Source organism: Pseudoxanthomonas fibrivorans (assembly GCF_041464125.1).
Taxonomy (GTDB): domain Bacteria; phylum Pseudomonadota; class Gammaproteobacteria; order Xanthomonadales; family Xanthomonadaceae; genus Pseudoxanthomonas.
The window spans coordinates 456135-477012 of the sequence record NZ_JBGNUG010000001.1; the positions used below are offsets into that span (position 1 = coordinate 456135).

Here is a 20878-nt window from a genome sequence, read left to right on the forward strand (position 1 = left end):
GCGTCCGGGTCCGGGGACTCTAGCGCCAACCCGGCGCGCACGCCGCGGGCGCGCGTGGCCGGGTCAAGACGCGGCCGGCGTATTGGCAGCCATTGCCGATACCGAGGTGCACCATGGCGGTCCATTCCGAAGCTGCGTTCGTACGCCGTCCGCTCCCGTGGGGGACCGGGTCGGGCGTCTGGATCGCGGCATTGCTGTTGCTGGCGCTGGCCGGTTTCTGGCGTTCCTACGTCAGCCGGATCGGCGCGGCCGATGCGGTCACCCACCTGCATGCCGGGCTGATGCTGGCCTGGTTCGCGATGCTGTCCGTGCAGCCGTGGCTGGTGCGCACGCGCCGGCTCGAGCTGCACCGGCGGCTCGGCCGCGTGTCGTATGCGCTGGTGCCGGCGATCGTGGCCACCTGCCTGGGCCTGTCGCACCTGCGCATGTCCGCCGCCACCCCGGAGAGTTCCGGCTTCCAGGCCTTCATCCTGTACCTGGGCATGGCCGCATCGGTGATGTTCCTGCTGTTCTGGGGGCTGGCGATCGTGCATCGCCGCCAGCCTGGCCTGCATGCACGGTACATGGTGGCCACCGCGCTGGTGATGATCGATCCCGCGCTGGCGCGCCTGCTGATGCTGCTGCCGGTGCCCGGCCCGGCGATCTCGCTGGTCAGCTACGGCGCGGTCTTCGCCCTGCTGGGGGCGATGCTGTGGCTTGGACGCGGCCGGCCCGGCCAGCGCGCATTCGTGGTCGTCGGCGCGGTGTTCGCGCTGAACCTCGGGCTGCTGATGACCGTGCCACGCACCGCGACGTGGCTGGAGTTCGCGCGGCTCTGGGGCGGCCTGCCACCGGCCTGAGCGCGTCGGGAACAGGCGTGGCCGTCCCCGGCCACGCCATGCGTCCCGGGCCGGTTCAATCCCCCAGCACGAGGTCGGCGCTGAACCCGCCGAAGATCATGCGCTTGCCGTCGAACGGCATCGGATTGGCCGCCGGATCCATGCGCGGGTCATCCATCATCTTCTTCATGCCCGCATCGCGGGTGGCCTTGTCCGGCCACTCGACCCACGAGAACACCACGGTTTCGTCGTCCTTGGCGGCGACGGCGCGGTGGAAGTCGGTCACCTGGCCACGGGGCACGTCGTCGCCCCAGCATTCGTACACGCGGGTGGCGCCCAGCTCGAGGAACACCGGATCGAGTTCGCGGGCGTGGGCGAAGAACTTCTCCTTGTTGGCGGTCGGAACCGCGATCACGAAACCATCGACGTAGGACATGCGGGTCTCCTGTTGGAATGCGGGGCCGGTCGTGGCCCTCGTTGCAGCGACGGGTGGGCGACGGCGGAATCGACCGGACCGACAGGCTGCCGGCGGCCATGTTCAGGACGCGGCAAGGAACCGCTCACCCCGTGTTCGCCGCCGCGGCGTAGGCTTGGGCCACGCCGTCCTCCGGGAGTCCGCGATGTTCGAAGTGCTGCAGTCGCTTCCGCACCTGGCCGCCTACCGCTTCAGCGGCATCCTCACCGCCGACGACTACGACGCCTGCATCGCCGATATCGAGGCGCGCCTGGCGAGGCACCGGCGGATCGGCATCTACTGCGACATGCTCGACATCACCGGGATCACCCCGGCGGCGGTGGCGCGCGACCTGCGATACACGCTGGGCAGGATCGGCCAGTTCGAGCGGTTCGCGCGGGGTGCGATCGTGACCGACCAGCGCTGGCTGGCGGCCGTCACCGGGGTCGCGGCGCGCTTCTTCCCCGCGACCGAGATCCGCAGCTTCGAGCGCGACCAGGCGGGCGTGGCGATGGCCTGGGCGGGGGCGGTGGACCCCGACGCGGCGGCGGTCAGCTGAGCGCGGCGGGCCGCAGCTGGCGGTCCAGGAAGTCGCGCAGGTCGCCCAGCTCCGGCGACAGCAGGGCCACCTCCGCCTGCAGCGCCGGCGGCGGCCGCAGGTGCAGCCAGGCCTGCGCCTGCGCGTCCAGCAGCGGAGCCAGCCTCGAGGCATCGGCGTCGCCGGGTGGGATGGTGTCGGCCTCCGCGGGCGATCCGGGGTCGCGCTCGCGGTCCCAGCAGGCGGCCAGGAGCCGGTAACACAGCCGCTGGCAGGCGGCCACCGCCGGCCACCAGGTCGCGGCGTCGCGCCGCTCCGATTCCGAGCCGGCTACCGCCTCGTCCGTGGTCTGTTCCAGTACGAACGAACGGTGCTGTAGGGTGCGCCGCGCCTCGCGCGCCGCAGGCCCGGTGGTGTCGCCCGCCGCGAGGTGGACGCAGACCTCGGCGGCGGCCGCCAGGCACTTGCCGATGCCGCCGGCCACGGTGCGTGCGTCGGCGCGGGGCGGCAGCAGGCGGAACGCCGCCAGCGCGCAGGCGCAGCCGAGCACGGTGTCCAGGCCCCGCGCCAGCAGCAGCCCGCCGATGTCGTCCACGGGGTGGCCGCCGCTGGCGATGGTGAGCGCCACGCCGGTGATGAACACCACGGCCAGCGCGTAGTTGCGCACCACCGCGATCTCGATGGCGAACTGCAGCGCCATGACCACCAGCGCAAGCCAGGGGCCCGACGGGTGCAGCCACAGGATCGCGCCGGCGAGCAGCAGGCCGGCCCAGGTGCCCAGCGTGCGTTCCAGGCTGCGCTGCAGCGTGCGCGGCCAGTCGAAGCCCTGGTGCAGCATCAGCAGCGCCGCGGCGATGGCCCAGTACGCCCGCTCCAGGTCCAGCGCGCCGGCGACGGCGCCGGCCAGCAACGTGGCCACGCCGACCCGCAGCACGACCCGCAGCGCGTTCGTGCCGGGCGCGATGCCTTCGCGCAGCAGGGTCCATGAACGCGGGTAGCCCTGCGGCACCGACGCGGGCGGCAGCGACGCCGGTCGCCGGATCGCGGGCTGGCGCGCCTCCTCGGCCAGCGCCCGCGCGCGCTGCTGCAGCGCACTGCGCTGCAGCCCGGTGCCCGCGCCGCCCTGGGTCGAGGCGAACAGCAGGTGCAGCTCGCGGTTGAGCCCGCGCAGCCGCGCCAGTTCGCCGTTGGCCCGCGCCGGGACCGGCTGGAACCCGACCAGCATCTGCCAGCTGTCGTGCAGGGCCTGCGCCGCCTGCCGGCGTGCCTGGTGGTGCGCATGGGCTGGTGCATCGCGGTCGAGGCCGAGCCACGCCGCCACCGCCGTGCCCGCGGCGGCCACGGCCTTGCGCTCGGGCCCGCGCGGCGAGGCCAGGGCACCGGCCATGTGCAGCAGCCAGGCGAACGCCCCGCCGGCGAAAACCAGGCTGCCCGCATGCCAGGGCGACAGGTGCTGGGCCGGCATCGCCGTGCCGGCCGCGCAGGCGAGCACGAACATGTAGGCCCCGGGCGGCCCGATCCGTGTCGCCCGGCACAACCAGGTGGCGAGCATCGCCACCAGCGCCAGCACGGGGACGACCAGCCACGGCCAGTGCTCCAGCCACAGGCCGAACATCACCGCGGCGGCGAAGGCACCGGCGATCACCGCCAGGGCGATGCCCCGCGCGTAGTACGGACGGCCGCTGCAGTACAGCGCGGTGAAGGCCCCGATGGTCGCCATCATCCCCGCCGCCGGGTCGCCCGCCAGCCAGCCGGCGAGGATCGGCACCCCCATCGCCAGCGCCGCGCGCAGGGCGAACGCCCAGCGCTGGGGCGGCGAGGGCCGGATCCGGCGCATCTCGCCGAACAGGGCGCGCGCATCCGGTCGCGGCGCGGGAGGCGGGGCGGACGCGCTCATGCAGGCATGTTACCGGCCGCGGCGGGCGCCCCTGCTAGGCTGGCCGCACTTCCAGGGAGACGACGCATGGGTATCGAGCTGAAGTTCCTCGCGTGGGCCATCGTGCTGGGCTTCGTCCAGCTGCTGGTCGCCGACCTGCTGGTCACGCGCCAGCGCGGGCTGGCCTGGAACACCGGGCCGCGCGATTCCTCGCCGCCGGTGAGCGGCGTGGCCGGGCGCAGCGAACGGGCGTTCCGCAACTTCCTCGAGACGTTCCCGTTCTTCGCCGCCGCCGTACTGGCGGTGACCGTCGCCGGCCGCACCGGCGACCACAGCGCGCTGGGCGTGCAGCTGTATTTCTGGGCCCGCGTCGTCTACGTGCCGCTGTACATGGGTGCGGTGCGCTACCTGCGCTCGCTCGCGTGGGTGGTGGCGATGGCCGGCCTCGCGATGGTGCTCGTGCCGCTGCTGCGCTGAGGCCGCCGCGTTCATCGCGCGTTCGGCGCGCGCCGGTGCCCGCGCCTAGACTGGGAGCGGTTCCCACCCTGCGTGACGTGTCCCCGATGCCGAACCTGCGCGCCTGCCTGCTCCTGGCCAGCCTCGGGCTGCTGGCGGGCTGTGGCCGCGGACCGGCCCCGGCGCCGGTGGAGGCGGTGCAGACCCAGACGGTCGCCTCGCCCGAGGAAGGGGGCGCGGTCAGTCGCGCGCCCATGACCACGCCACCGGCCGCGCCGGCGCCGGTCCCGCTGCCGCCGACCGCGAAGGTGGCCGACTGGTCGCCGATCGAGCTGGCCTCCGGGCAGGCCTGGATCGACTGCCGGCTCGACTACCGGGAGGGCGACGGCGAGGCGGTCGAGGCCCCCAGCCGCGCCAACCTGCGGCACCTGCTGGAGCCGTGCCGCGACGGCGACGTCGTGCGCCTGCGCTACCGCGGCAAGATCGCCAGCGACTTCACCGCCCTGGTCGAGCGCGTCACCCGGGTCGCCGACAGCCTCGGCATCGACAGCCGGGTGCTGGACCTGGATTCCACCGGTGGCCAGGTCGAGGACGCGATCCGCGCCGGCGACTGGATCGGCGGCAACCGCTGGACGATCTGGGTGCGCGAGGATTCGGTGTGCCACAGCGCCTGCGTGTTCGTGCTGGCCGGGGGCGACAGCCGCCGGCTGGCCGGGCGGGTCGGCATCCACCGCATCATCCGGCTCAGTTCCACCGCCACCAGCCGCACCGAACTCAATACCGAACTGCAGGCGGTATACGGCACCGTGCGCGAGTACCTGGAGCGCAACGGCGCCTCGCCGCTGCTGGCCGACGTGATGAAGACCGTGCCCAACCGCAGCCTGCGGCTGCTCACCGGCGACGAACTGGCGCTGTACGGCCTGGACGGCAACAACGCCGCCCAGGACGACCTGGACCGGGTGCGCCTGCTGGACAAGTGCGGCGACGATTTCATGCGCCGGCGTGACGCGTGGGTGCGCGCGTTCGACGAGCGCTGCCGCGCGCAGCAGGGCGAGGTGCATGCGCTCAACGCGTGCGGGCTGCAGCTGCGGCGCGACTTCGGCTTCCCCGACGACGACTGCCCGGCCGAGAGCCCGCTGGCCGAGTTCAACGAACTGCCCGAGGTGCTCGAGTTGCCCCAGGCGGCCGAAGCCGCGGCCGGGGCGCAGGCCGCCGCGCGCGCGACGGGGCAGGGCGACGAAGCACAGTCCGCTGGCGAGCCGGCCGCGCCGCGGCCGCCGGAAGGCGGCTGAACGGGGCAGGACCCCGTATTCAGGCGCGGCGCGACAAGCCCCGGCCATCGGCGCACAATACCCGGCCTTCCCCGCACGTTCGCCGCGCCATCCCGCGCGCCGCCGGAGCCCTCGGATGTCCGCCCCCGAACAAGAATCCCCCGCCGCGCCGCGTTTCGGCGACCTCGGCCTGCCCGAACCGTTGCTGGCCGCGCTGGCCGCGGTCGGCTACGAATCGCCGTCGCCGATCCAGGCCGCCACCATCCCGGCGCTGCTGGCCGGCCGCGACGTGCTCGGTACCGCCCAGACCGGCACCGGCAAGACCGCCGCGTTCGCGCTGCCGGTGCTGGCCAACCTCGACCTGTCGCGGACCAAGCCGCAGGCCCTCGTGCTGGCGCCCACGCGCGAGCTGGCGATCCAGGTGGCCGAGGCGTTCCAGCGCTACGCCACGAAGATGCCCGGCTTCCACGTCCTGCCGATCTACGGCGGGCAGGGCTACGGCCCGCAGCTGGCGGCGCTGCGCCGCGGCGTGCACGTGGTCGTCGGTACCCCGGGCCGGGTGATCGACCACCTCAACCGCGGCTCGCTGGACCTTTCCGAACTGCGCTGCCTGGTCCTGGACGAAGCCGACGAGATGCTGCGGATGGGCTTCATCGACGACGTCGAGGCGGTGCTGCAGAAGACCCCGCCGACCCGCCAGGTGGCGCTGTTCTCTGCGACCATGCCGCCGCCGATCCGGCGCATCGCCCAGACCTACCTGAAGGATCCGGCCGAAGTCACCATCGCGGCCAAGACCACGACCTCGGCCAACATCCGGCAGCGCTACTGGTTCGTCAGCGGCATGCACAAGCTCGACGCGCTGACCCGGATCATCGAGGCCGAGCCGTTCGACGCGATGATCGTGTTCGCGCGGACCAAGGCCGGCACCGAGGAACTGGCGCAGAAGCTGCAGGCGCGCGGCCAGGCCGCGGCCGCGATCAACGGCGACCTGCAGCAGCAGCAGCGCGAGCGGATCATCCAGCAGCTCAAGGACGGCAAGCTCGACGTGCTGGTCGCCACCGACGTCGCCGCGCGCGGCCTGGACGTGGAACGGATCAGCCACGTGCTGAACTACGACATCCCGTACGACACCGAAAGCTACGTGCACCGGATCGGCCGCACCGGCCGCGCCGGCCGCAGCGGCGAGGCGATCCTGTTCGTCACCCCGCGCGAGAAGGGCATGCTGCGCGCGATCGAGCGCGCCACCCGGCAGCCGATCGAGGAAATGCGCCTGCCGAGCGTGGAGGCGGTCAACGACCGCCGCGTGGCGAAGTTCTTCGAGCGCATTTCCGGTGCGCTGGAAGCCGGCGGCCTGGAGCCGTACCGCGACCTGGTCGCGCGCTATGCCGGCGAACATGGCCTGCCCGAGTCCGAAGTCGCCGCGGCGCTGGCCAGGCTGCTGCAGGGCGACACGCCGCTGCTGCTGGAAGCCAACGATCCGCCGCCGCGCGCGCCGCGCTTCGAACGCGAGCCGCGCCAGGGCGACCACGACGACCGCCGCGGGCCGCGCCCGCCGCGCGAGCACGGCGACGGGTTCGCGCCGCGACCGCCACGCGCGGCCGAGGGCGAATACGGCGCGCGTCCGCCGCGGACGTCCAAGCCGCCGCGCGAAGCGCCGTCGGCGGGCATGGAGACCTACCGGGTCGAGGTCGGCCACGTGCACGGGGTCAAGCCGGGGAACATCGTCGGCGCGATCGCCAACGAGGCCGGGCTGGAAAGCCGCTTCATCGGCCGCATCGACATCCACGAGGACCACTCGATCCTCGACCTGCCCGAGGGCATGCCGGCGGAGATCATGTCGCACCTGCAGAAGGCCTGGGTGGTCGGCCAGCAGCTGCGGATCAGCCGCTGGGACGGCAGCCATGCGCCGTCCGGCCATGCGCCGACGGGTCGCTTCCGCCCGCAGGGGGCGCGCCCGGGGCGGCATGCCGCGGCTCCCGCGAAACCGCACCGCAAGGGCCCGCCCAAGCCGCGCGGCTGACCGGCACGGCCACAGCTGCAGCGACATCCGGAGGCCGGCCCGCAGGGGCCGGCCTTTTTGCTGGCCCGGCGACCGTCTGTCGGCGCGCCGCGCCGGGGGTCTTGACTTGCTTAATTAATCAATTAGCATTTTAGTTAAATAAGCAAATCAAGAATCCACCACCCGGAAGAAGGAGCGTCGCCATGGTCCTCGAACTCGGTTACCTGCTGTACCTGGGCATTTCCATCGCCATGACCATCTGGGTCGCGCGCACGCTGTCGAGGAACGGCGAGGTGTTCCTGGTGAAGTGCTTCGGCCAGGACGAGCAGCTGGCGAAGTCGACCAACCACCTGCTGGTGGTCGGCTTCTACCTGGTCAACATCGGCTTCATCGCCCTGCGCATGGACGGCTGGAACGTGGCCAGGGCCGAGGCCGCGATGATCCCGTACGTGGCCGCCAAGATCGGCCTGTCGGTGCTGGTGCTGGGCGCCATGCATTTCTTCAACATGGCGATGATCGCCCGCTACGGCCGCACGGTCGCCGGATGGGCGCACGGGCAGGAAGCGCTGCGCGCACCGCTGCCCACCCACCTGCCGCCGCTGCCGCCCGAGCGCCGCTGATGCGGGGTGACGCGGCGCGGATCGCGCTGGCGGCGCTGGCTTCCATGCTGGCGCCGCCCGTCCTCGTGGAGGCGGGGATGTGGCTGGCCACCGGCCGCTTCGAAGGCGAACCCGTGTTCGCGCTGGCGACGGTGGTGGTGGCTGCGCCGCACGTGCTGCTGCTGGGCGTGCCGGCCTTCCTGCTGTTGCGGCGCCGGGGCAGGCTCGGTGCGGTGAACCTGGCAATGGCCGGCTTCGCCTGCGGACTGCTGCCGATGGCGCTGGTGTCGTGGCCGTACTGGACCGCACCTCCCGGCCTGCTCGTCCAGGAAGACTGGCACGGGCACGTGGCCATCCTCGTCCGCGATGGCGCGCCGACCCTGGCCGGCGTGCTGCGCCACCTGGAACGCATGTTCATCTTCGGGGCGCTGGGTGCCGCCTGCGCGCTGGTATTCTGGTCGTGCTGGCGTTGCCTGCAGCATCGCGCCGGGTCGTTCCCGGCGCCGGAACCGTCCAACCCGCCATGAGCACCGACAAGATCTTCGAGGCACTCGCCTCCAGCCCGCGCCGCCAGATCCTCGCCTACCTGTCCGAGCAGGAGCTGCCGGCCGGCGACATCGCCGCGCGCTTCGAGATGAGCGCCCCGGCGGTGTCCCGCCACCTGGCGGTGCTCGAGAACGCCGGCCTGGTGGCTTCCGAACGCCGCGGCCAGTACGTGGTGTACCGGCTGGTGCCCGACAGCCTGGTCAACACGCTGACCCAGTTCGCGTTCGAGATCTGCCCGGTGGGCGGCCCGCTCAAGCGCGAGGCGCGGGCGAAGAAGGCCGCCCGCTGATCGGCCCGGCGGCGGCGCATCCGGCGCGGCATGGCCGATAATGGCGGCATGACCGTCCGCCTCAACAAGCACATCGCCGAAACCGGCTTCTGTTCCCGCCGCGAGGCCGACCGCCTGATCGCAGAGAAGCGCGTCACCGTCAACGGCCAGCCGGCCGGGACGGGCGCGGTGGTGGGCGAGGGCGACGCCGTGCTGGTCGACGGCCAGCCGCTCAAGGCGCGGACGGCGAAGGCCGGCAAGCGCAGGCACGTCTACATCGCGCTGAACAAGCCGGTCGGGATCACCTGCACCACCGAATCGGCGGTGAAGGGGAATATCGTGGAGTTCGTCGGCCACGAGCAGCGGATCTTCCCGATCGGCCGCCTGGACAAGGACTCAGAAGGCCTGATCCTGCTGACCAGCAACGGCGACATCGTCAACGACATCCTGCGCGCCGAGAACCGCCACCAGAAGGAATACCTGGTCGCGGTGAACAAGCCGGTTACCGACGAGTTCCTGCGTGGCATGTCGCGTGGGGTCCGGGTCCACGGGCAGACGACCCTCCCGTGCCGGACCGCGCGGATCGCCAAGTTCGGCTTCCGCATCGTGCTGGAGCAGGGCCTCAACCGGCAGATCCGGCTGATGGCCGCGGCATTCGACTACCGCGTCACCCAGCTGCGCCGCGTCCGCATCGACAACATCAGGCTCGGCGCGCTCAAGCCGGGGCAGTGGCGCAACCTGACCGACGCCGAGTTGCGCGGCCTGCTCCCCGGGCGCGAGGACCTGTGACGCCGGTTTGATCCGGATCAAACCGCTCCGCCGTGGCGGCGGTACCATCATCCCGACGATGCGACGAGGAGGCAGGACCATGAAGATCCTTCTGGCGGTGGACGACAGCGCGGTCGGCGTGGCCGCGGTGCGGCACGTGGCCAAACTGGCCAAGGCGTTGAAGACGGTGCCCCAGCTGCACGTGCTCAACGTGGTGCCGCGCCTGTCGGCCGCGGCGGAAAAGGAGTTCGGCAAGGCCGGCCCCGGGCGCTACTACGACGCCCAGTGGGAAGCCGCGCTGGGCAAGGTGCGCCCGGCGCTCAAGCGCACCCGGCTGCCCTTCCAGGAGCGGCGGGCGCTGGGCGAGATCGTGCCCAGCCTGCTGGCGGAGGCGAAGGCGGCGAAGGCCGACATGATCGTGATCGGCAGCCATGGCAAGGGCGCCCTCAAGAGCCTGCTGGTCGGGTCGGTCACGCAGAAGGTCGTCGCCCTCAGCCCGGTGCCCGTCCTGGTCGTCAACTGAGCGCAGGCACGCGTCCGGCCCGGCCACGGGTGCGGTCCACGGGTGCGGTACGGCGGCTGGCGCGCTGCTGCCATGGATGCGGGCGACGTCACGCTCCCGGCGGCGCGGGCTTGGCATACTCTGCCCGCCCGCCGAGGAGGACTGCATGCAGCGACCCGCCAAGCCCGCCAACGAGCGCGAGCGACTGCTCGCGCTGCAGGCGACCCGCCTGCTGGACACCCCGCCCGAACAGGCCTTCGACGACCTGGTGAGCGTCGCCACCACGATCTGCGGCACGCCCATGGGCGCGGTCACGCTGGTGGACGAGGACCGGCAGTGGTTCAAGGCGCGGCAGGGATTCGATTCCCGCGAAGGACCGCGCGGCGAGTCGTTCTGCTCCATGGCCATCCTCGAGCCGCGGCGGCTGATGCTGGTGGAAGACACCCACGGCGACGAACGCTTCGTCGACCATCCCGCGGTGACCGGCGGCCTGCGCGTGCGGTTCTATGCTGGCGTGCCGCTGCTGGACGGCGAGGGGCTGCCGCTCGGCACGCTGTGCGTGTTCAACGACCAGCCGGGGCGGCTCAGCGAGTCCCAGGCCGACGCCTTGCGGGCGCTGGCGCGGCAGGCCGCGCACCTGATCGAGCTGCGGCAGACCACGCGCGCGCTGAACGTCCAGATCCGCGAACGCGACTGGTACGAGCAGCAGCTCAACCAGTATTCGCAGCTGCTCGAGGCGCAGAACGCCGACCTCGCCGAGCAGACCCGCACCGACCCGCTGACCGGCCTGCCGAACCGGCGGGCGTTCACGGTGGCGCTCGGCGGGGCGATCGAGCGCGCCACGCGCCTGGGGTCGCCGCTGTCGGTCGCGCTGCTGGACCTGGACCACTTCAAGACCATCAACGACGTGAACGGGCATGCCGAGGGCGATCGCGTGCTGGCCGAAACGGGTTTGCTGCTGAAATCGCATTTCGCCGCGGCCGGCATGGCCGCGCGCTACGGTGGCGAGGAATTCGCGGTGCTGATGCCGGATACGGCGCTCGACCAGGCCCGGTTGCAGTGCGAGTTCCTGCGCCAGGGCATCGCCGCGTTGCCGGTGGGGCTGGTGGTCAGCGGCAGCATCGGCGTGGCGCAGTGGCGCGCCGGCGAGGATCCGGCGCAGACCATCGCCCGCGCCGACGAGGCGCTGTACCGCGCCAAGCGCGGCGGCCGCGACCGGGTCGAGGTCGACGAAAGCCACTGACGCCCGGGGCGCGGGGCCCCGGCGTCCTTCAGTCCACCAGCTGCTTCGCTTCGGAGGTGCCCAGCACTTCGGGGTGGTGGACGTGTTCCTCCGTCGCAGCCCCGCCGCGCCCGCGCCGGGCCAGCAGCGGGTCCAGGAACACCGCGCCGAGGATGATCGCCACGCCCAGGTAGAACAGCGGCGCCAGCTCGCGCTGCTCGCCCAGCAGCAGCGCCGCCAGCACGATCGCGTAGACCGGCTCCAGGTTGGTCGCCAGCTGCACGGTGTACGCACTGAGATGGCGCAACGCCACCAGCGACAGGGCGAACGGCAGCAGGGTGCAGCCCAGCGCCAGGACCAGCAGCAGCGCGCCGTCGCCGAGTCCCGGCAACACCAGCAGGTCGCCGGAGAAGGCCGGGAACAGCAGCGGCATGAGCGGCGCCAGCACGGTCAGGGCCAGCGTCCCGGCGCCCAGTTCGATGCCGGTCACCGTCAGCGGGTCGGCATGTTCGACCAGGCGCTTGTTGAACGAGCCGAACAGCGCGACCAGCAGCGCCGACATCGCGCCGACCGCCACCCCCAGGCGCATGCCGTCCGGCACCCCGCCGACGACCAGCGCGACGCCGGGCAGCACCGCCACGCCCAGCGCCAGCTCGCGCGGACGGAACGGCCGGCGCGCCACCCACGGTTCGATCACCGCGGTGAACACCGGTGCCAGTGCGATGCAGGTCGCGGCGACCGACGCGTTGGCCAGCTTGATCGCGCCGTAGAAGGTCAGCCAGTGCAGCGCGACCAGCACGCCGATGCCGGCATAGGCCAGCGCCAGCCGTGGCGGCAGGGCGCGCAGGCCGCGCCAGACCCGCGGCACCAGCGCCAGCGCCGCCACCACCAGCAGCATGCGCCACCACACCAGCGGCAGGGCGGGCAGGGTGATCAGCTTGCCGAGGATCGCGGTGAAGCCCCACAGCAGGACGCAGAAATGGATGTGCAGTTGCGCCCGGGCGCGGTCGGTCATCGGCATCCGCGCATTATCGCCCGGCCGCGCGCCGGAGCGGATGGCCGGGACGCGCTCACAGCCGGGCGAGCAGCGCCTGCGCGGCGGCCGGATTGCGCTCCTTGGCGCTGGCGATGAAGAACACGAACGCCTCTCGCGCCGTGCTGCCGGGCTTCGGCGGCTCCAGGTGCGGCAGGTCGTCCGGGTCGCCGCCCTCGGCCCAGGCGCGCGCACGCCGCGCCCAGGCCTCCAGCTCGGCGGCCGGGTAGCCCTGCGCCAGCCCGGCCCGCGACTGCATCAGGCGGGCGTAGGTGAAGTCGGCGGTGGTGTCGGCGAAGGACGGGTGTTCGTCCGAGCCGGCGAACACCAGGGCCACGTTGCGGGCGCGCAGCAGCGCCAGCAGCGCCGGGGTGAACAGCCTGGAATCGCGCAGTTCCAGCGCATGGCGGAGGTGGCGGCCACCGGCCTGCGCCGGCAGCAGGTCGAGGAAGGCCGCCAGCTCCTCCGGCGATGGCGCCTGGCCACGGTCGAACTGCCACAGCAGCGCCCCCAGCCGGTCGCCGAGTTCGACGATGCCGCCGACGAAATCCTCGACCTGGGCGCCGGTGCCGGCCAGCCGCCGGCTGGCCATGATCCGCTTCGGCGCCTTGGCGCTGAACAGGAAGCCCGGCGGGGTTTCGTCGCGCCATCTGGCGTAGGTGGCCGGCTTCTGCGTGCCGTAGTAGGTGCCGTTGATCTCGATGGCGGTGAGCTGGCGGCTGGCGTACTCCAGCTCGCGCCGCTGCACCAGCCCCTCGGGATAGAACATGCCGCCGCGCCACGGCGCGTAGGTCCAGCCGCCGATGCCGACGTGGATCCCGGGATGCCGGGTGCCGGCCCCGGCGGAGGCGAAGAGGTCGGGCATCGGCGTCACCGCGTCTGTGTCGAGCCGCCGATGATAGACGCGTGCTTCGGGAGCCCGTGTCGACGCGGCGCGGTCGCGCCCGTCGTCCTGCACTGACGTCGTGGCCGCGTGCGTGCCTAGAATCGAGGCTTCACTGCCTGGAACCCGACGCATGCGCCTGCCTTGCCCGTCCGACCGGACAACCCTGTCCCTGTTGCTGTCGTTCTGCCTGCTCGTCCCGCTCGCCGCCGCCGCCGACGGGGTGGCGTCGCCGGGCCCGGCCGTCGCGGCGACCGCCGAAGGCCGGCTCGATCCGGCGGCCCTGGATGCGTGGGTCGAACAGGTCCGCGAACGCTTCGAGGTGCCCGGCATCGCCGTGGCGGTGGTGAAGGACGGACGGGTGGTGCTGGAACGCGGCTGGGGCCTGCGCGAAACGGGGCGGCCGGACCCGGTGGACGAGCACACGTTGTTCGCGATCGCGTCCAACACCAAGGCCTTCACCGCCGCCTCGCTGGCGATGCTGGCCGAGGACGGGAAGCTGTCGCTGGACGACCGCGTGCTCGACCACCTGCCGGACTTCCGCATGTCCGACCCGTACGTGACCGCCAACATGCGGGTCCGCGACCTGCTGACCCACCGCAGCGGCCTCGGGCTGGGGGCCGGCGACCTGCTGTTCTGGCCGGGCAGCGGCTACAGCAACGAGGAGGTCGTGCGGCGGCTGAAGGACGTACCGCTGAAGACCGGGTTCCGCGAGCGCTACGCCTACGACAACATCCTGTACGCGGTCGCCACCCGCCTGATCGAGCAGGTGTCGGGCCAGACATACGCGCAGTTCCTGCAGCAGCGCTTCTTCACCCCGCTGGGCATGGCGCGCACCCGCTACAACGCCGATGCGCTGCGGCCCGGCGACCGCGCCGCCACCGGCCACGCCAAGGCCGACTTCACCACGCTGCAGCCGACGTTCCCGCTGACCTGGCACAACGCCGCCGGCGCCGGCGGCATCTATTCCAGCGTGCACGACATGGCCCGCTGGATGACCGCGCAGCTGGCCGGCGGCCGCTTCACCGATGCGCAGGGACGCGAACAGCGCCTGTTCCCCGAGAAGCGGCAGAAGGAGATGTGGTCGCTGCTCTCGCCGATGCCGATCGCCGAACCCGCGGTGCCGGAACTGGCGGCCGCGCGACCGGAGTTCCTCGGCTACGGCGAAGGCTGGATCACCTCGTCCTACCGTGGCGAGAAGCTGGTCTGGCACACCGGCGGCTGGCCGGGCATGGTCTCGCGGGTGACCCTGGTGCCGGGCCGCGACCTGGGCATCGTGGTGCTGACCAACCAGGAAGCCGGAGGCGCGTTCAATGCGCTGACCATGCAGGTCCTGGACGCCTTCCTGCAGCCGGCGCAGCGCACCGACTGGATCGCCGCCTATGCCGCCGCCGCCGACAAGGCGCGGGCGAAGGCCGACGAGGCGTGGCGCACGCGCGTGGCCGCGCGCGACGCGCGCTCGGAACCCTCGCTGCCGCTGTCCGGCTATGCCGGCCTCTACCGCGATCCGTGGTACGGCGACGTGGAGATCGCGCAGGAGGGTGGCACGCTGCGGATGCGCTTCAAGCCCAGCCCGCTGCTCACCGGCACCCTGCAGCACTGGCAGCACGACACGTTCCTGGTGAAGTGGGACGACCGCACGCTCAACGGCGACGCCTTCGTGAGCTTCGCCCTCGACCCGGACGGCCGGGTGCGCGAGGCGCGGATGGAAGCGGCCTCCGACCTCACCGACTTCAGCTTCGACTTCCATGACCTGGCGCTGACGCCGGTGCCTTGAACCGGCGTCGCATCGTCCCGGCGTCCGCCGGGACGGCCGGGTGTTGCTGGACCGCGGTGTGCGTCCGACGGGTGGTGGATGCAAGGCGGCGACGGCCAGAAAAAAGGCCCGGCGCAAGCCGGGCCTTCCTGTATCGGTGCGAGCGCCACGACGGCCGCCCGCGGGGAGCGTCTCACTCGATCGGCTGCTCCAGCATCAGCTGGCGCACGAAGCGCACCGGCGGGGCGCCGTAGGACAGGACCTGGTCGTGGTAGGCCTTCAGGTCGAACTGGTCGCCCTGCTTCTGCTCCACCGCCTTGCGCGTGTCGAAGTGCTCCTGCACGCCGACGAAGTAGGTCGGCAGCTGGGCGGAGGTAAGCTGCGCGCGCACCCACTTGCCGGCGGCCTCGCGCTCCTGCTGGAAGGTCTGGTTCACCATCAGGTCCATCGCCTGCTCGCGGGTCCATCCGTCCACGTGCACGCCCTGGTCGAGGATCGCATTGGCAATGGTGCGCAGGTAGAACTTGAGCTGGACCAGGCGGAACAGCGGGTCGTTGTCGAGGTAGCCGGCGTCGGCCATCATCTTCTCGGTGTAGACCGCCCAGCCTTCGGCGAACATGCCCGAGCGCAGCACGGCGCGCAGGGTCGAGGGGAACTTCGCAGAGTGCCAGCCCTCGAGGTAATGGCCCGGCGTGCCCTCGTGGATGCTCAGCAGCTCGATCATGCGCGAGTTGTATTCGCGCAGGAACGAGTCGACCTGCTCCTGCGACCAGTCCTCCGGGATCGGCGAGACCGCGTAGAAGGTCTTCAGGTTCTTGTCGAGCGGGCCGGGCGAGTCGGCGTAGGCGACCGCCACGCCGCGCTGGAACTCGGGCATCTCGATGATCTCGACCGGCGCGTCCGGCAGGGTCACCAGGTCCTTGGCGCGGACGAACTCGGTGGCGCGGGCCAGCGCCGCCTCGGCATCGGCCACCACCTTGTCGCGCGCGGGGCGCTCGGCGTAGGCCAGTTCGAGCGCCGCCTCGATCGCCTTCTGCTGCTGTTCGGGCGTCGGGTTCTCCGGCAGCGCGGGCGCGCCGGGCTTGCCGGCCAGCACCTGGCGCGCGATGCCGTACATCTCGCCGCGCACGCGCACCAGTTCGGCCTCGGCGCGCTGCTTGATGTCGGCGCGCGACAGCGAGGACAGCAGCGCGAACTGCAGCTTCTGGTCGTACTTCTCCGCGCCGATCCGGAACTCGCCCTTCGCGTTCGGCACCAGGGTCTTGTCCAGCCACTCCTGGTGCTCGGCCACGGCCGCCTTCAGGCCGGCGATGGCCTTCTCCGCGCGTTCGCGCTCGGGATTGGGCAGCTGGCCCAGGTTCGGCGCGATGAACGTGTCGACGATGCTCAGGATGCCCGCGTTCTGGCGGGCCACGGTCTCGGCATGGACTTTCGGCACGCGCGCCGGGTCGAGGTTCGCGCGCGCCTGCGCCAGCAGGCCCGGGATCTTCTCCATGCGCGCGGTGGCCGAGGCCATCCGCTCCGGCACCGGCGCGAACTCGCGCGCCATCAACCCGTAGAGGGCGCCCCCGGCCAGGCTGCTGTAGACCTGCGGATCCCACGCCCAGCCCTGCAGGACTTCGGCGTTCCAGATGTCGTACCTGAGCTGGTTGCGCAGGATCGCGGCATCGACCTGGTTCTCGCGCGAGAGCGCGGCCACGTCCATCGCCTCGAGCTCGGCGAGGAGCTTCCTGGCCAGATCGAGCGACTTCTGCCGGCCTTCGGCGCTGAGGTCGTCCAGCTCGGCGTCGTAGCGGTGGTCGCCGACCTGGGTGGCGCCGACCGGCGACAGCTGCAGCCAGCCATCGAGGGCGCGCCTGGAGAGGTCGGCGAAGGCCGCGTCCGGCTGCGAGGCGGCCGCGGTGGCGCCGGGGGCGGCGGGAGCTTCGGGCGTCTCGGCCTTGTGGCAGGCGGCCAGGCTGGCGAGGAGGGCGAGGGCGAGCAGGGAATGGCGCATCGGTGGTTCCGGCGTGACGTGAAGCGCCAAGCATAGGCTTCCACCGCCCGGCGGTGCACGTGCCCCGCGGCCGCCCGGGCGTGCACGGGGCCGGGCGGGGGGGCTACCCTGTAGCCCCCATCACGGAGCACGCCCATGAAGCTCGCCGGTGGCTGCCACTGCGGCCGGATCGCCTACGAAGTCGAGGTCGGGGACGGCATCGCCGAGGTCTACGACTGCAACTGCTCGATGTGCCGCCGGCGCGGCGGCCTGCTCTGGTTCGCGCCCCGCGACGCCCTGCAGCTGACGACGCCCGAGTCGGACCTGGCCACCTACCGCTTCAACAAGCAGCACCTGGCCCACCATCACTGCACGGTCTGCGGCATCGCGCCGTTCAGCGAGGGCAGCGACCGCAAGACCGGCGCGGCGATGGTCGCGGTCAACGTGCGCTGCCTGCCGGACGTGGACCTGGCGGCGCTGAAGATCCAGGCCTTCGACGGCGCCAGCCTTTGAGCCCGGGCAGCGGTACCGCCGCGGCCGCGCTGGCCTGCCTCGCCCTGCTGGCCGGCGGATGTTCGAAGGAGGCTGCCGGCCTGCCCTCGGGGGCCGCGGGCGGCGACGCGCCCCGTGGCGGGTTCCTGGCCTACGAGCACGACGTGCGCATCGACCTGGAACCGGACGGGCTGGCCGCGCGCCTGGCGGGCGCACAGGCGGCCTGCCAGCAGGCCACCTTCGGGGCGTGCGACGTGCTGGAGGTCGGGCACGAGGGCGGCGACTGGCCGTCGGCACGGCTGGTGGTGAGGATCGTGCCCGCCGGCGTGGAGCCGATGATCGCCGCGGCGAGTCGTGGTGCCGCGATCGGGAGCCGCAGTACCCATGCCGAAGACCTGGCCCGGGCCGTGCAGGACAACGAGCGGCTGCAGCAGCGGCTGCGGGGCGAGCAGGCGCGCCTGCTGGAGTTTCAGCAGCGACGCGACCTGGCGGTGGCCGACATGATCGCCCTGTCCCGGCAGCTGGCCGAAGTGGACGCGCAGCTGCAGGCGGCCGCGCAGGAGTCCGCGCAGCAGCAGCGGCGCCTGGACACGCAGAAGCTGACCTTGCGCTTCCAGCCGGCGGGCGGCCGCGGCGGGCGCGGCGAGATCGTCCAGGCGATGCGTGATTTCACCGCGACGCTGGCCACCGGCACGGCGTGGACCATTCGCGCGGTCGCGTTCCTGATACCGGTGGCGCTGGCGGCGGGCGTGCTGCTGGCGCTGTGGCGGCGGCTGCGCAGGCGGCGCAGCTGAGCGCGGCCCCGGACGTGCCCGGCCCGGGCCTATTCGTCGGCCGCCTCGAATTCCACCACCAGCCCGAGGCGGATCGCGAGCTCCTCGACCGCCTCGCGCACGCGGCCGGCGGTGTAGTCGTTGGGTGCTTCCACTTCCAGCGAATGGGTGCCGGGCCCCATGTCGTCGGACAGGCCGGCCGAGCTTGAGTCGTCGTCGTCCATGTGCGGCATCAGGTCGTCCACTTCCTCGACGTGCTCGATGCCTTCCACGCTCTGCAGCAGGTCGGCCACGGCACGCAGGTCGTCGTCGCTGCCGGTGATGCGGATGCGGAGCTGGGGCATGGCGTCGGTTCCTCGCGTGGTGCGATTCCAGACTGCCGCCGGCATCATCAACGGCGGGTGATGAAGGCGCGTCAGGCGGCGGCGCGCGGCCGCTTCCGCGTCGCCGCGCGGCGCATCGCCGGAGCGTCGGGTCCGCCCGCCATGCGCCGGCCGTCGTCCTGCGCCTGGCGCTTGAGCCAGTCAAGGAACAGCGCCGCCGCCGGCGCGGGCAAGCGGTGTGCCGGATACACCGCGTGGTAGGCGAAACGCGCCTTCAGCGCCGGTCCGGGCAGTCGCACCAGGTCGCCACGGTCGAGGTAGGGCCGTGCGATGTGGGTGCGCGCCAGCGCGGCGCCCAGGCCGTGCACCGCCGCGGCCATCGCGTCGGTGCTGTCGCAGAAGGTGTGCATCGGTGGCAGCGCGTGGCCGCGCACGCCGGCGGCATGGAACCATTCGCGCCAGCCCTGCAGGGCCATGTCCGACACCAGCGGCAGCGCGGCGATGTCGCGCGCCGCCATGTCCGGCGCCAGTCCGGGCAGCGACGGCGAGGCGACCGGAAAGAGTTCGTCGTCCATCAGGTGGTGGGCGGCCAGCCCCGGCCAGTGGCCGGGCCCGTAACGGATGGCCAGGTCGGGTCCTCCCTCCTCGAAGCGCGCGAGCGCGGTGCTGGTGTCCACCTCCAGGCGGACGTGCCGGTGCGCTGCGCAGAACGAGGGCAGCCGCGGCAGCAGCCAGCAGTGGGCGAACGAGTGCAGCGTGCTGATCCGCAGCACGGCGATCCCGGCCGCCGGCTGCAGGTTGCCCGCCACCGCCTCGACGTCGGCCAGCGCGGCGCTGGCGGCGTCCGCCAGCTGGCGCCCCTCGGGGGTGAGCACGACGCCGCGCGCGTGGCGCTGGAACAGCCGTGCGCCGAGCAGCGCTTCCAGCTTGCGCACGTGGTGGCTGACCGCGCTCGGGGTCAGGTGCAGTTCTTCGGCGGCATGGGCGAAGTTCTGGTGGCGCGCGGCGGCGGCGAACACGCCGAGCGCGGGCAGCAGGGTGGGGCGCAGGTTCATGGTCGAGGCATGAGTGAGATTTGTGGCTCGGTTCGATACTACGCGCTTGTGGGGCGGTGCCGGCAGGCGGAAGCTGGCGTTCCCCCGCGGCGTGGTCCCAGAAGGAGCGAAGACGTGCAACACCGGGTGCTGTTCGATTTCGAGATCGCGTTCGCCAACGGCGGCGGCCTGCGCGGCTGGGACTTCCGCCTGGACATCCCGGGCCGGGCCATCGACGAGGCGGCGCTGGCGCGCCAGGTCGTCGACGACATGCGGCTGTTGATGGTCGATACGGTGCGGATCTCCAATGCGCGGGTGATCGCCGAGGCGCACAAGCGCAGCCCCGCGTCCGCCGGGTCGGCGCCGTGAGCGGGCCGACCATTCCGGCCGGGACGGCCCCGGCCGCGGTCGCGCGGGACTGGCGCACGCCGGTCGAAATCCTTGCGCTGGGCGCGGTCTGGGGAGGCTCGTTCCTGTTCATGCGGGTCGCCGCGCCGGCGTTCGGCCCCTATGCGCTGGTCGAGCTGCGCCTGGCGCTGGGCGCGCTGGTGCTGCTGCCGTTCCTGTGGCTGGCGCGTGCGCAGTTCCCGCTGCGGCTGTGGCCACGACTGGCGGCGATCGGGATCATCAATTCGGCCATTCCGTTCCTGCTGTTCGCCTGGGCGGCGCAGCGCGCACCGGCCGCGATCGGCGCGATCTGCAATGCGATGACGGTGCTGTTCGCCGCGCTGGTGGCCTTCCTCGCCTTCGGCGAGAAGATCGGCCTGCGGCGCGCAGTGGCGCTGGTCACCGGATTCGCCGGCGTGGTGGTGCTGGCCACGGCCAAGGTGTCCGGGCTCACGCTCGGTCCGGCCGTGCTCGCCGGTGCGACCGCCTCGCTGCTGTACGGGGTGGGCCTGAACCTGGTGAAGCGCTACATGGTGGGGCTGCCGCCGGCCGCATCGGCGGCGGTGACCCTGGGCTGCTCGGCGCTGCTGCTGCTGCCGCTGGCCGTCACCCACTGGCCCACCGGCCCGGTGCCGGCGGTGGCCTGGGCGTCGGCGGTCGGGCTGGGCGTGCTGTGCACCGGACTGGCCTTCATCTATTTCTACGGGCTGATCCACCGCATCGGCGCCGCGCGCACGTCCACCGTGACCTACCTGGTGCCGCTGTTCGGCGCCCTGTTCGCCTGGTTGCTGCTGGGCGAGGCGGTGACGCTCAAGATGGTCCTGGCCGGCGCGCTGATCCTCGGCAGCGTGGCGATCAGCCAGCGGGCGCGTTGACCGGGCCCGGCCATCGCCGGGCGGTCGCGC

General features: G+C 72.4%; 23 protein-coding genes. 16 read left to right on the top strand and 7 right to left on the bottom strand.

The window, feature by feature from the left end:
- The first annotated feature begins 113 nt into the window (after positions 1-113).
- Positions 114-839 carry a hypothetical protein gene (locus ACA089_RS02200; protein ID WP_372012973.1) on the top strand — a complete coding sequence of 242 codons (726 nt, stop codon included), beginning with the start codon at positions 114-116 and terminating at the stop codon, positions 837-839.
- Positions 840-894: 55 nt separating this feature from the next.
- Here ACA089_RS02200 and ACA089_RS02205 read toward each other — a convergent pair whose 3' ends face one another.
- Positions 895-1254, bottom strand: a complete 360-nt coding sequence (locus ACA089_RS02205) for a DUF1428 domain-containing protein (protein ID WP_372012974.1) — start codon at positions 1252-1254, stop codon at positions 895-897.
- 184 nt (positions 1255-1438) lie between these two features.
- Between ACA089_RS02205 and ACA089_RS02210 the strand changes: the two genes are divergently transcribed.
- The gene (locus ACA089_RS02210; RefSeq protein WP_372012976.1) at positions 1439-1831 is read left to right on the top strand and encodes a SpoIIAA family protein; all 393 of its coding nucleotides are present in this window, start codon (positions 1439-1441) and stop codon (positions 1829-1831) included.
- Here the strand turns inward: ACA089_RS02210 and ACA089_RS02215 are convergent.
- A complete protein-coding gene (locus ACA089_RS02215; RefSeq protein ID WP_372012977.1) occupies positions 1824-3707 on the bottom strand; it encodes an FUSC family protein in 1884 nt (627 codons plus the stop codon). The genes ACA089_RS02210 and ACA089_RS02215 overlap by 8 nt on opposite strands.
- 66 nt (positions 3708-3773) lie before the next feature.
- Between ACA089_RS02215 and ACA089_RS02220 the strand changes: the two genes are divergently transcribed.
- From ACA089_RS02220 to ACA089_RS02260, 9 genes are all read left to right on the top strand, one after another.
- Positions 3774-4163 (top strand): MAPEG family protein, encoded by a 390-nt coding sequence (locus ACA089_RS02220; RefSeq protein WP_372012979.1) that lies wholly within the window; start codon positions 3774-3776, stop codon positions 4161-4163.
- 86 nt (positions 4164-4249) lie between these two features.
- A complete protein-coding gene (locus tag ACA089_RS02225; protein WP_372012981.1) occupies positions 4250-5434 on the top strand; it encodes a COG3904 family protein in 1185 nt (394 codons plus the stop codon).
- Between the two features lie 115 nt (positions 5435-5549).
- Positions 5550-7433, top strand: a complete 1884-nt coding sequence (locus ACA089_RS02230; protein ID WP_372012983.1) for a DEAD/DEAH box helicase — start codon at positions 5550-5552, stop codon at positions 7431-7433.
- Positions 7434-7615: 182 nt separating this feature from the next.
- A complete protein-coding gene (locus ACA089_RS02235) occupies positions 7616-8032 on the top strand; it encodes a hypothetical protein (RefSeq protein ID WP_372012985.1) in 417 nt (138 codons plus the stop codon).
- Entirely contained in the window at positions 8032-8538 is a 507-nt protein-coding gene (locus ACA089_RS02240; protein ID WP_372012987.1) for a hypothetical protein, read from the top strand. Before ACA089_RS02235 ends, ACA089_RS02240 begins: the two co-directional genes overlap by 1 nt.
- Positions 8535-8846: an ArsR/SmtB family transcription factor gene (locus ACA089_RS02245; protein WP_372012989.1), complete on the top strand. Its 312-nt coding sequence runs from the start codon at positions 8535-8537 to the stop codon at positions 8844-8846. Before ACA089_RS02240 ends, ACA089_RS02245 begins: the two co-directional genes overlap by 4 nt.
- A 48-nt stretch (positions 8847-8894) precedes the next feature.
- A complete protein-coding gene (locus ACA089_RS02250; RefSeq protein WP_372012990.1) occupies positions 8895-9614 on the top strand; it encodes a pseudouridine synthase in 720 nt (239 codons plus the stop codon).
- Between the two features lie 79 nt (positions 9615-9693).
- On the top strand, positions 9694-10116 hold the full coding sequence (locus ACA089_RS02255; protein ID WP_372012991.1) for a universal stress protein: 423 nt from the start codon (positions 9694-9696) through the stop codon (positions 10114-10116).
- Positions 10117-10261: 145 nt separating this feature from the next.
- Positions 10262-11338: a sensor domain-containing diguanylate cyclase gene (locus ACA089_RS02260; RefSeq protein WP_372012993.1), complete on the top strand. Its 1077-nt coding sequence runs from the start codon at positions 10262-10264 to the stop codon at positions 11336-11338.
- Positions 11339-11366: 28 nt separating this feature from the next.
- Here ACA089_RS02260 and ACA089_RS02265 read toward each other — a convergent pair whose 3' ends face one another.
- Together ACA089_RS02265 and ACA089_RS02270 are read right to left on the bottom strand one after the other, a co-directional pair.
- Complete coding sequence (locus ACA089_RS02265) at positions 11367-12338, bottom strand: DMT family transporter (protein ID WP_372012995.1); 972 nt, start codon at positions 12336-12338, stop codon at positions 11367-11369.
- Between the two features lie 49 nt (positions 12339-12387).
- Entirely contained in the window at positions 12388-13215 is an 828-nt protein-coding gene (locus ACA089_RS02270; RefSeq protein WP_372012997.1) for a DUF72 domain-containing protein, read from the bottom strand.
- A 151-nt stretch (positions 13216-13366) separates the two neighbouring features.
- Between ACA089_RS02270 and ACA089_RS02275 the strand changes: the two genes are divergently transcribed.
- Positions 13367-15010: a serine hydrolase gene (locus ACA089_RS02275; protein WP_372012999.1), complete on the top strand. Its 1644-nt coding sequence runs from the start codon at positions 13367-13369 to the stop codon at positions 15008-15010.
- A gap of 172 nt (positions 15011-15182) precedes the next feature.
- Here the strand turns inward: ACA089_RS02275 and ACA089_RS02280 are convergent, their stop codons facing one another.
- A complete protein-coding gene (locus ACA089_RS02280; RefSeq protein WP_372013001.1) occupies positions 15183-16985 on the bottom strand; it encodes a DUF885 domain-containing protein in 1803 nt (600 codons plus the stop codon).
- Between the two features lie 135 nt (positions 16986-17120).
- Between ACA089_RS02280 and ACA089_RS02285 the strand changes: the two genes are divergently transcribed.
- Both ACA089_RS02285 and ACA089_RS02290 read left to right on the top strand, forming a co-directional pair.
- Entirely contained in the window at positions 17121-17477 is a 357-nt protein-coding gene (locus ACA089_RS02285) for a GFA family protein (RefSeq protein ID WP_372013003.1), read from the top strand.
- Entirely contained in the window at positions 17474-18250 is a 777-nt protein-coding gene (locus ACA089_RS02290) for a DUF4349 domain-containing protein (protein WP_372013005.1), read from the top strand. Before ACA089_RS02285 ends, ACA089_RS02290 begins: the two co-directional genes overlap by 4 nt.
- Before the next feature lie 29 nt (positions 18251-18279).
- Here the strand turns inward: ACA089_RS02290 and ACA089_RS02295 are convergent, their stop codons facing one another.
- Entirely contained in the window at positions 18280-18573 is a 294-nt protein-coding gene (locus ACA089_RS02295; protein ID WP_372013006.1) for a hypothetical protein, read from the bottom strand.
- A gap of 71 nt (positions 18574-18644) precedes the next feature.
- Positions 18645-19607, bottom strand: a complete 963-nt coding sequence (locus tag ACA089_RS02300) for a LysR substrate-binding domain-containing protein (protein ID WP_372013008.1) — start codon at positions 19605-19607, stop codon at positions 18645-18647.
- Positions 19608-19721: 114 nt separating this feature from the next.
- Between ACA089_RS02300 and ACA089_RS02305 the strand changes: the two genes are divergently transcribed.
- Positions 19722-19955 (top strand): cyclase, encoded by a 234-nt coding sequence (locus ACA089_RS02305; RefSeq protein ID WP_372013010.1) that lies wholly within the window; start codon positions 19722-19724, stop codon positions 19953-19955.
- Positions 19956-19966: 11 nt separating this feature from the next.
- Positions 19967-20848: a DMT family transporter gene (locus tag ACA089_RS02310; RefSeq protein WP_372017606.1), complete on the top strand. Its 882-nt coding sequence runs from the start codon at positions 19967-19969 to the stop codon at positions 20846-20848.
- The last annotated feature ends 30 nt before the right edge of the window (positions 20849-20878 follow it).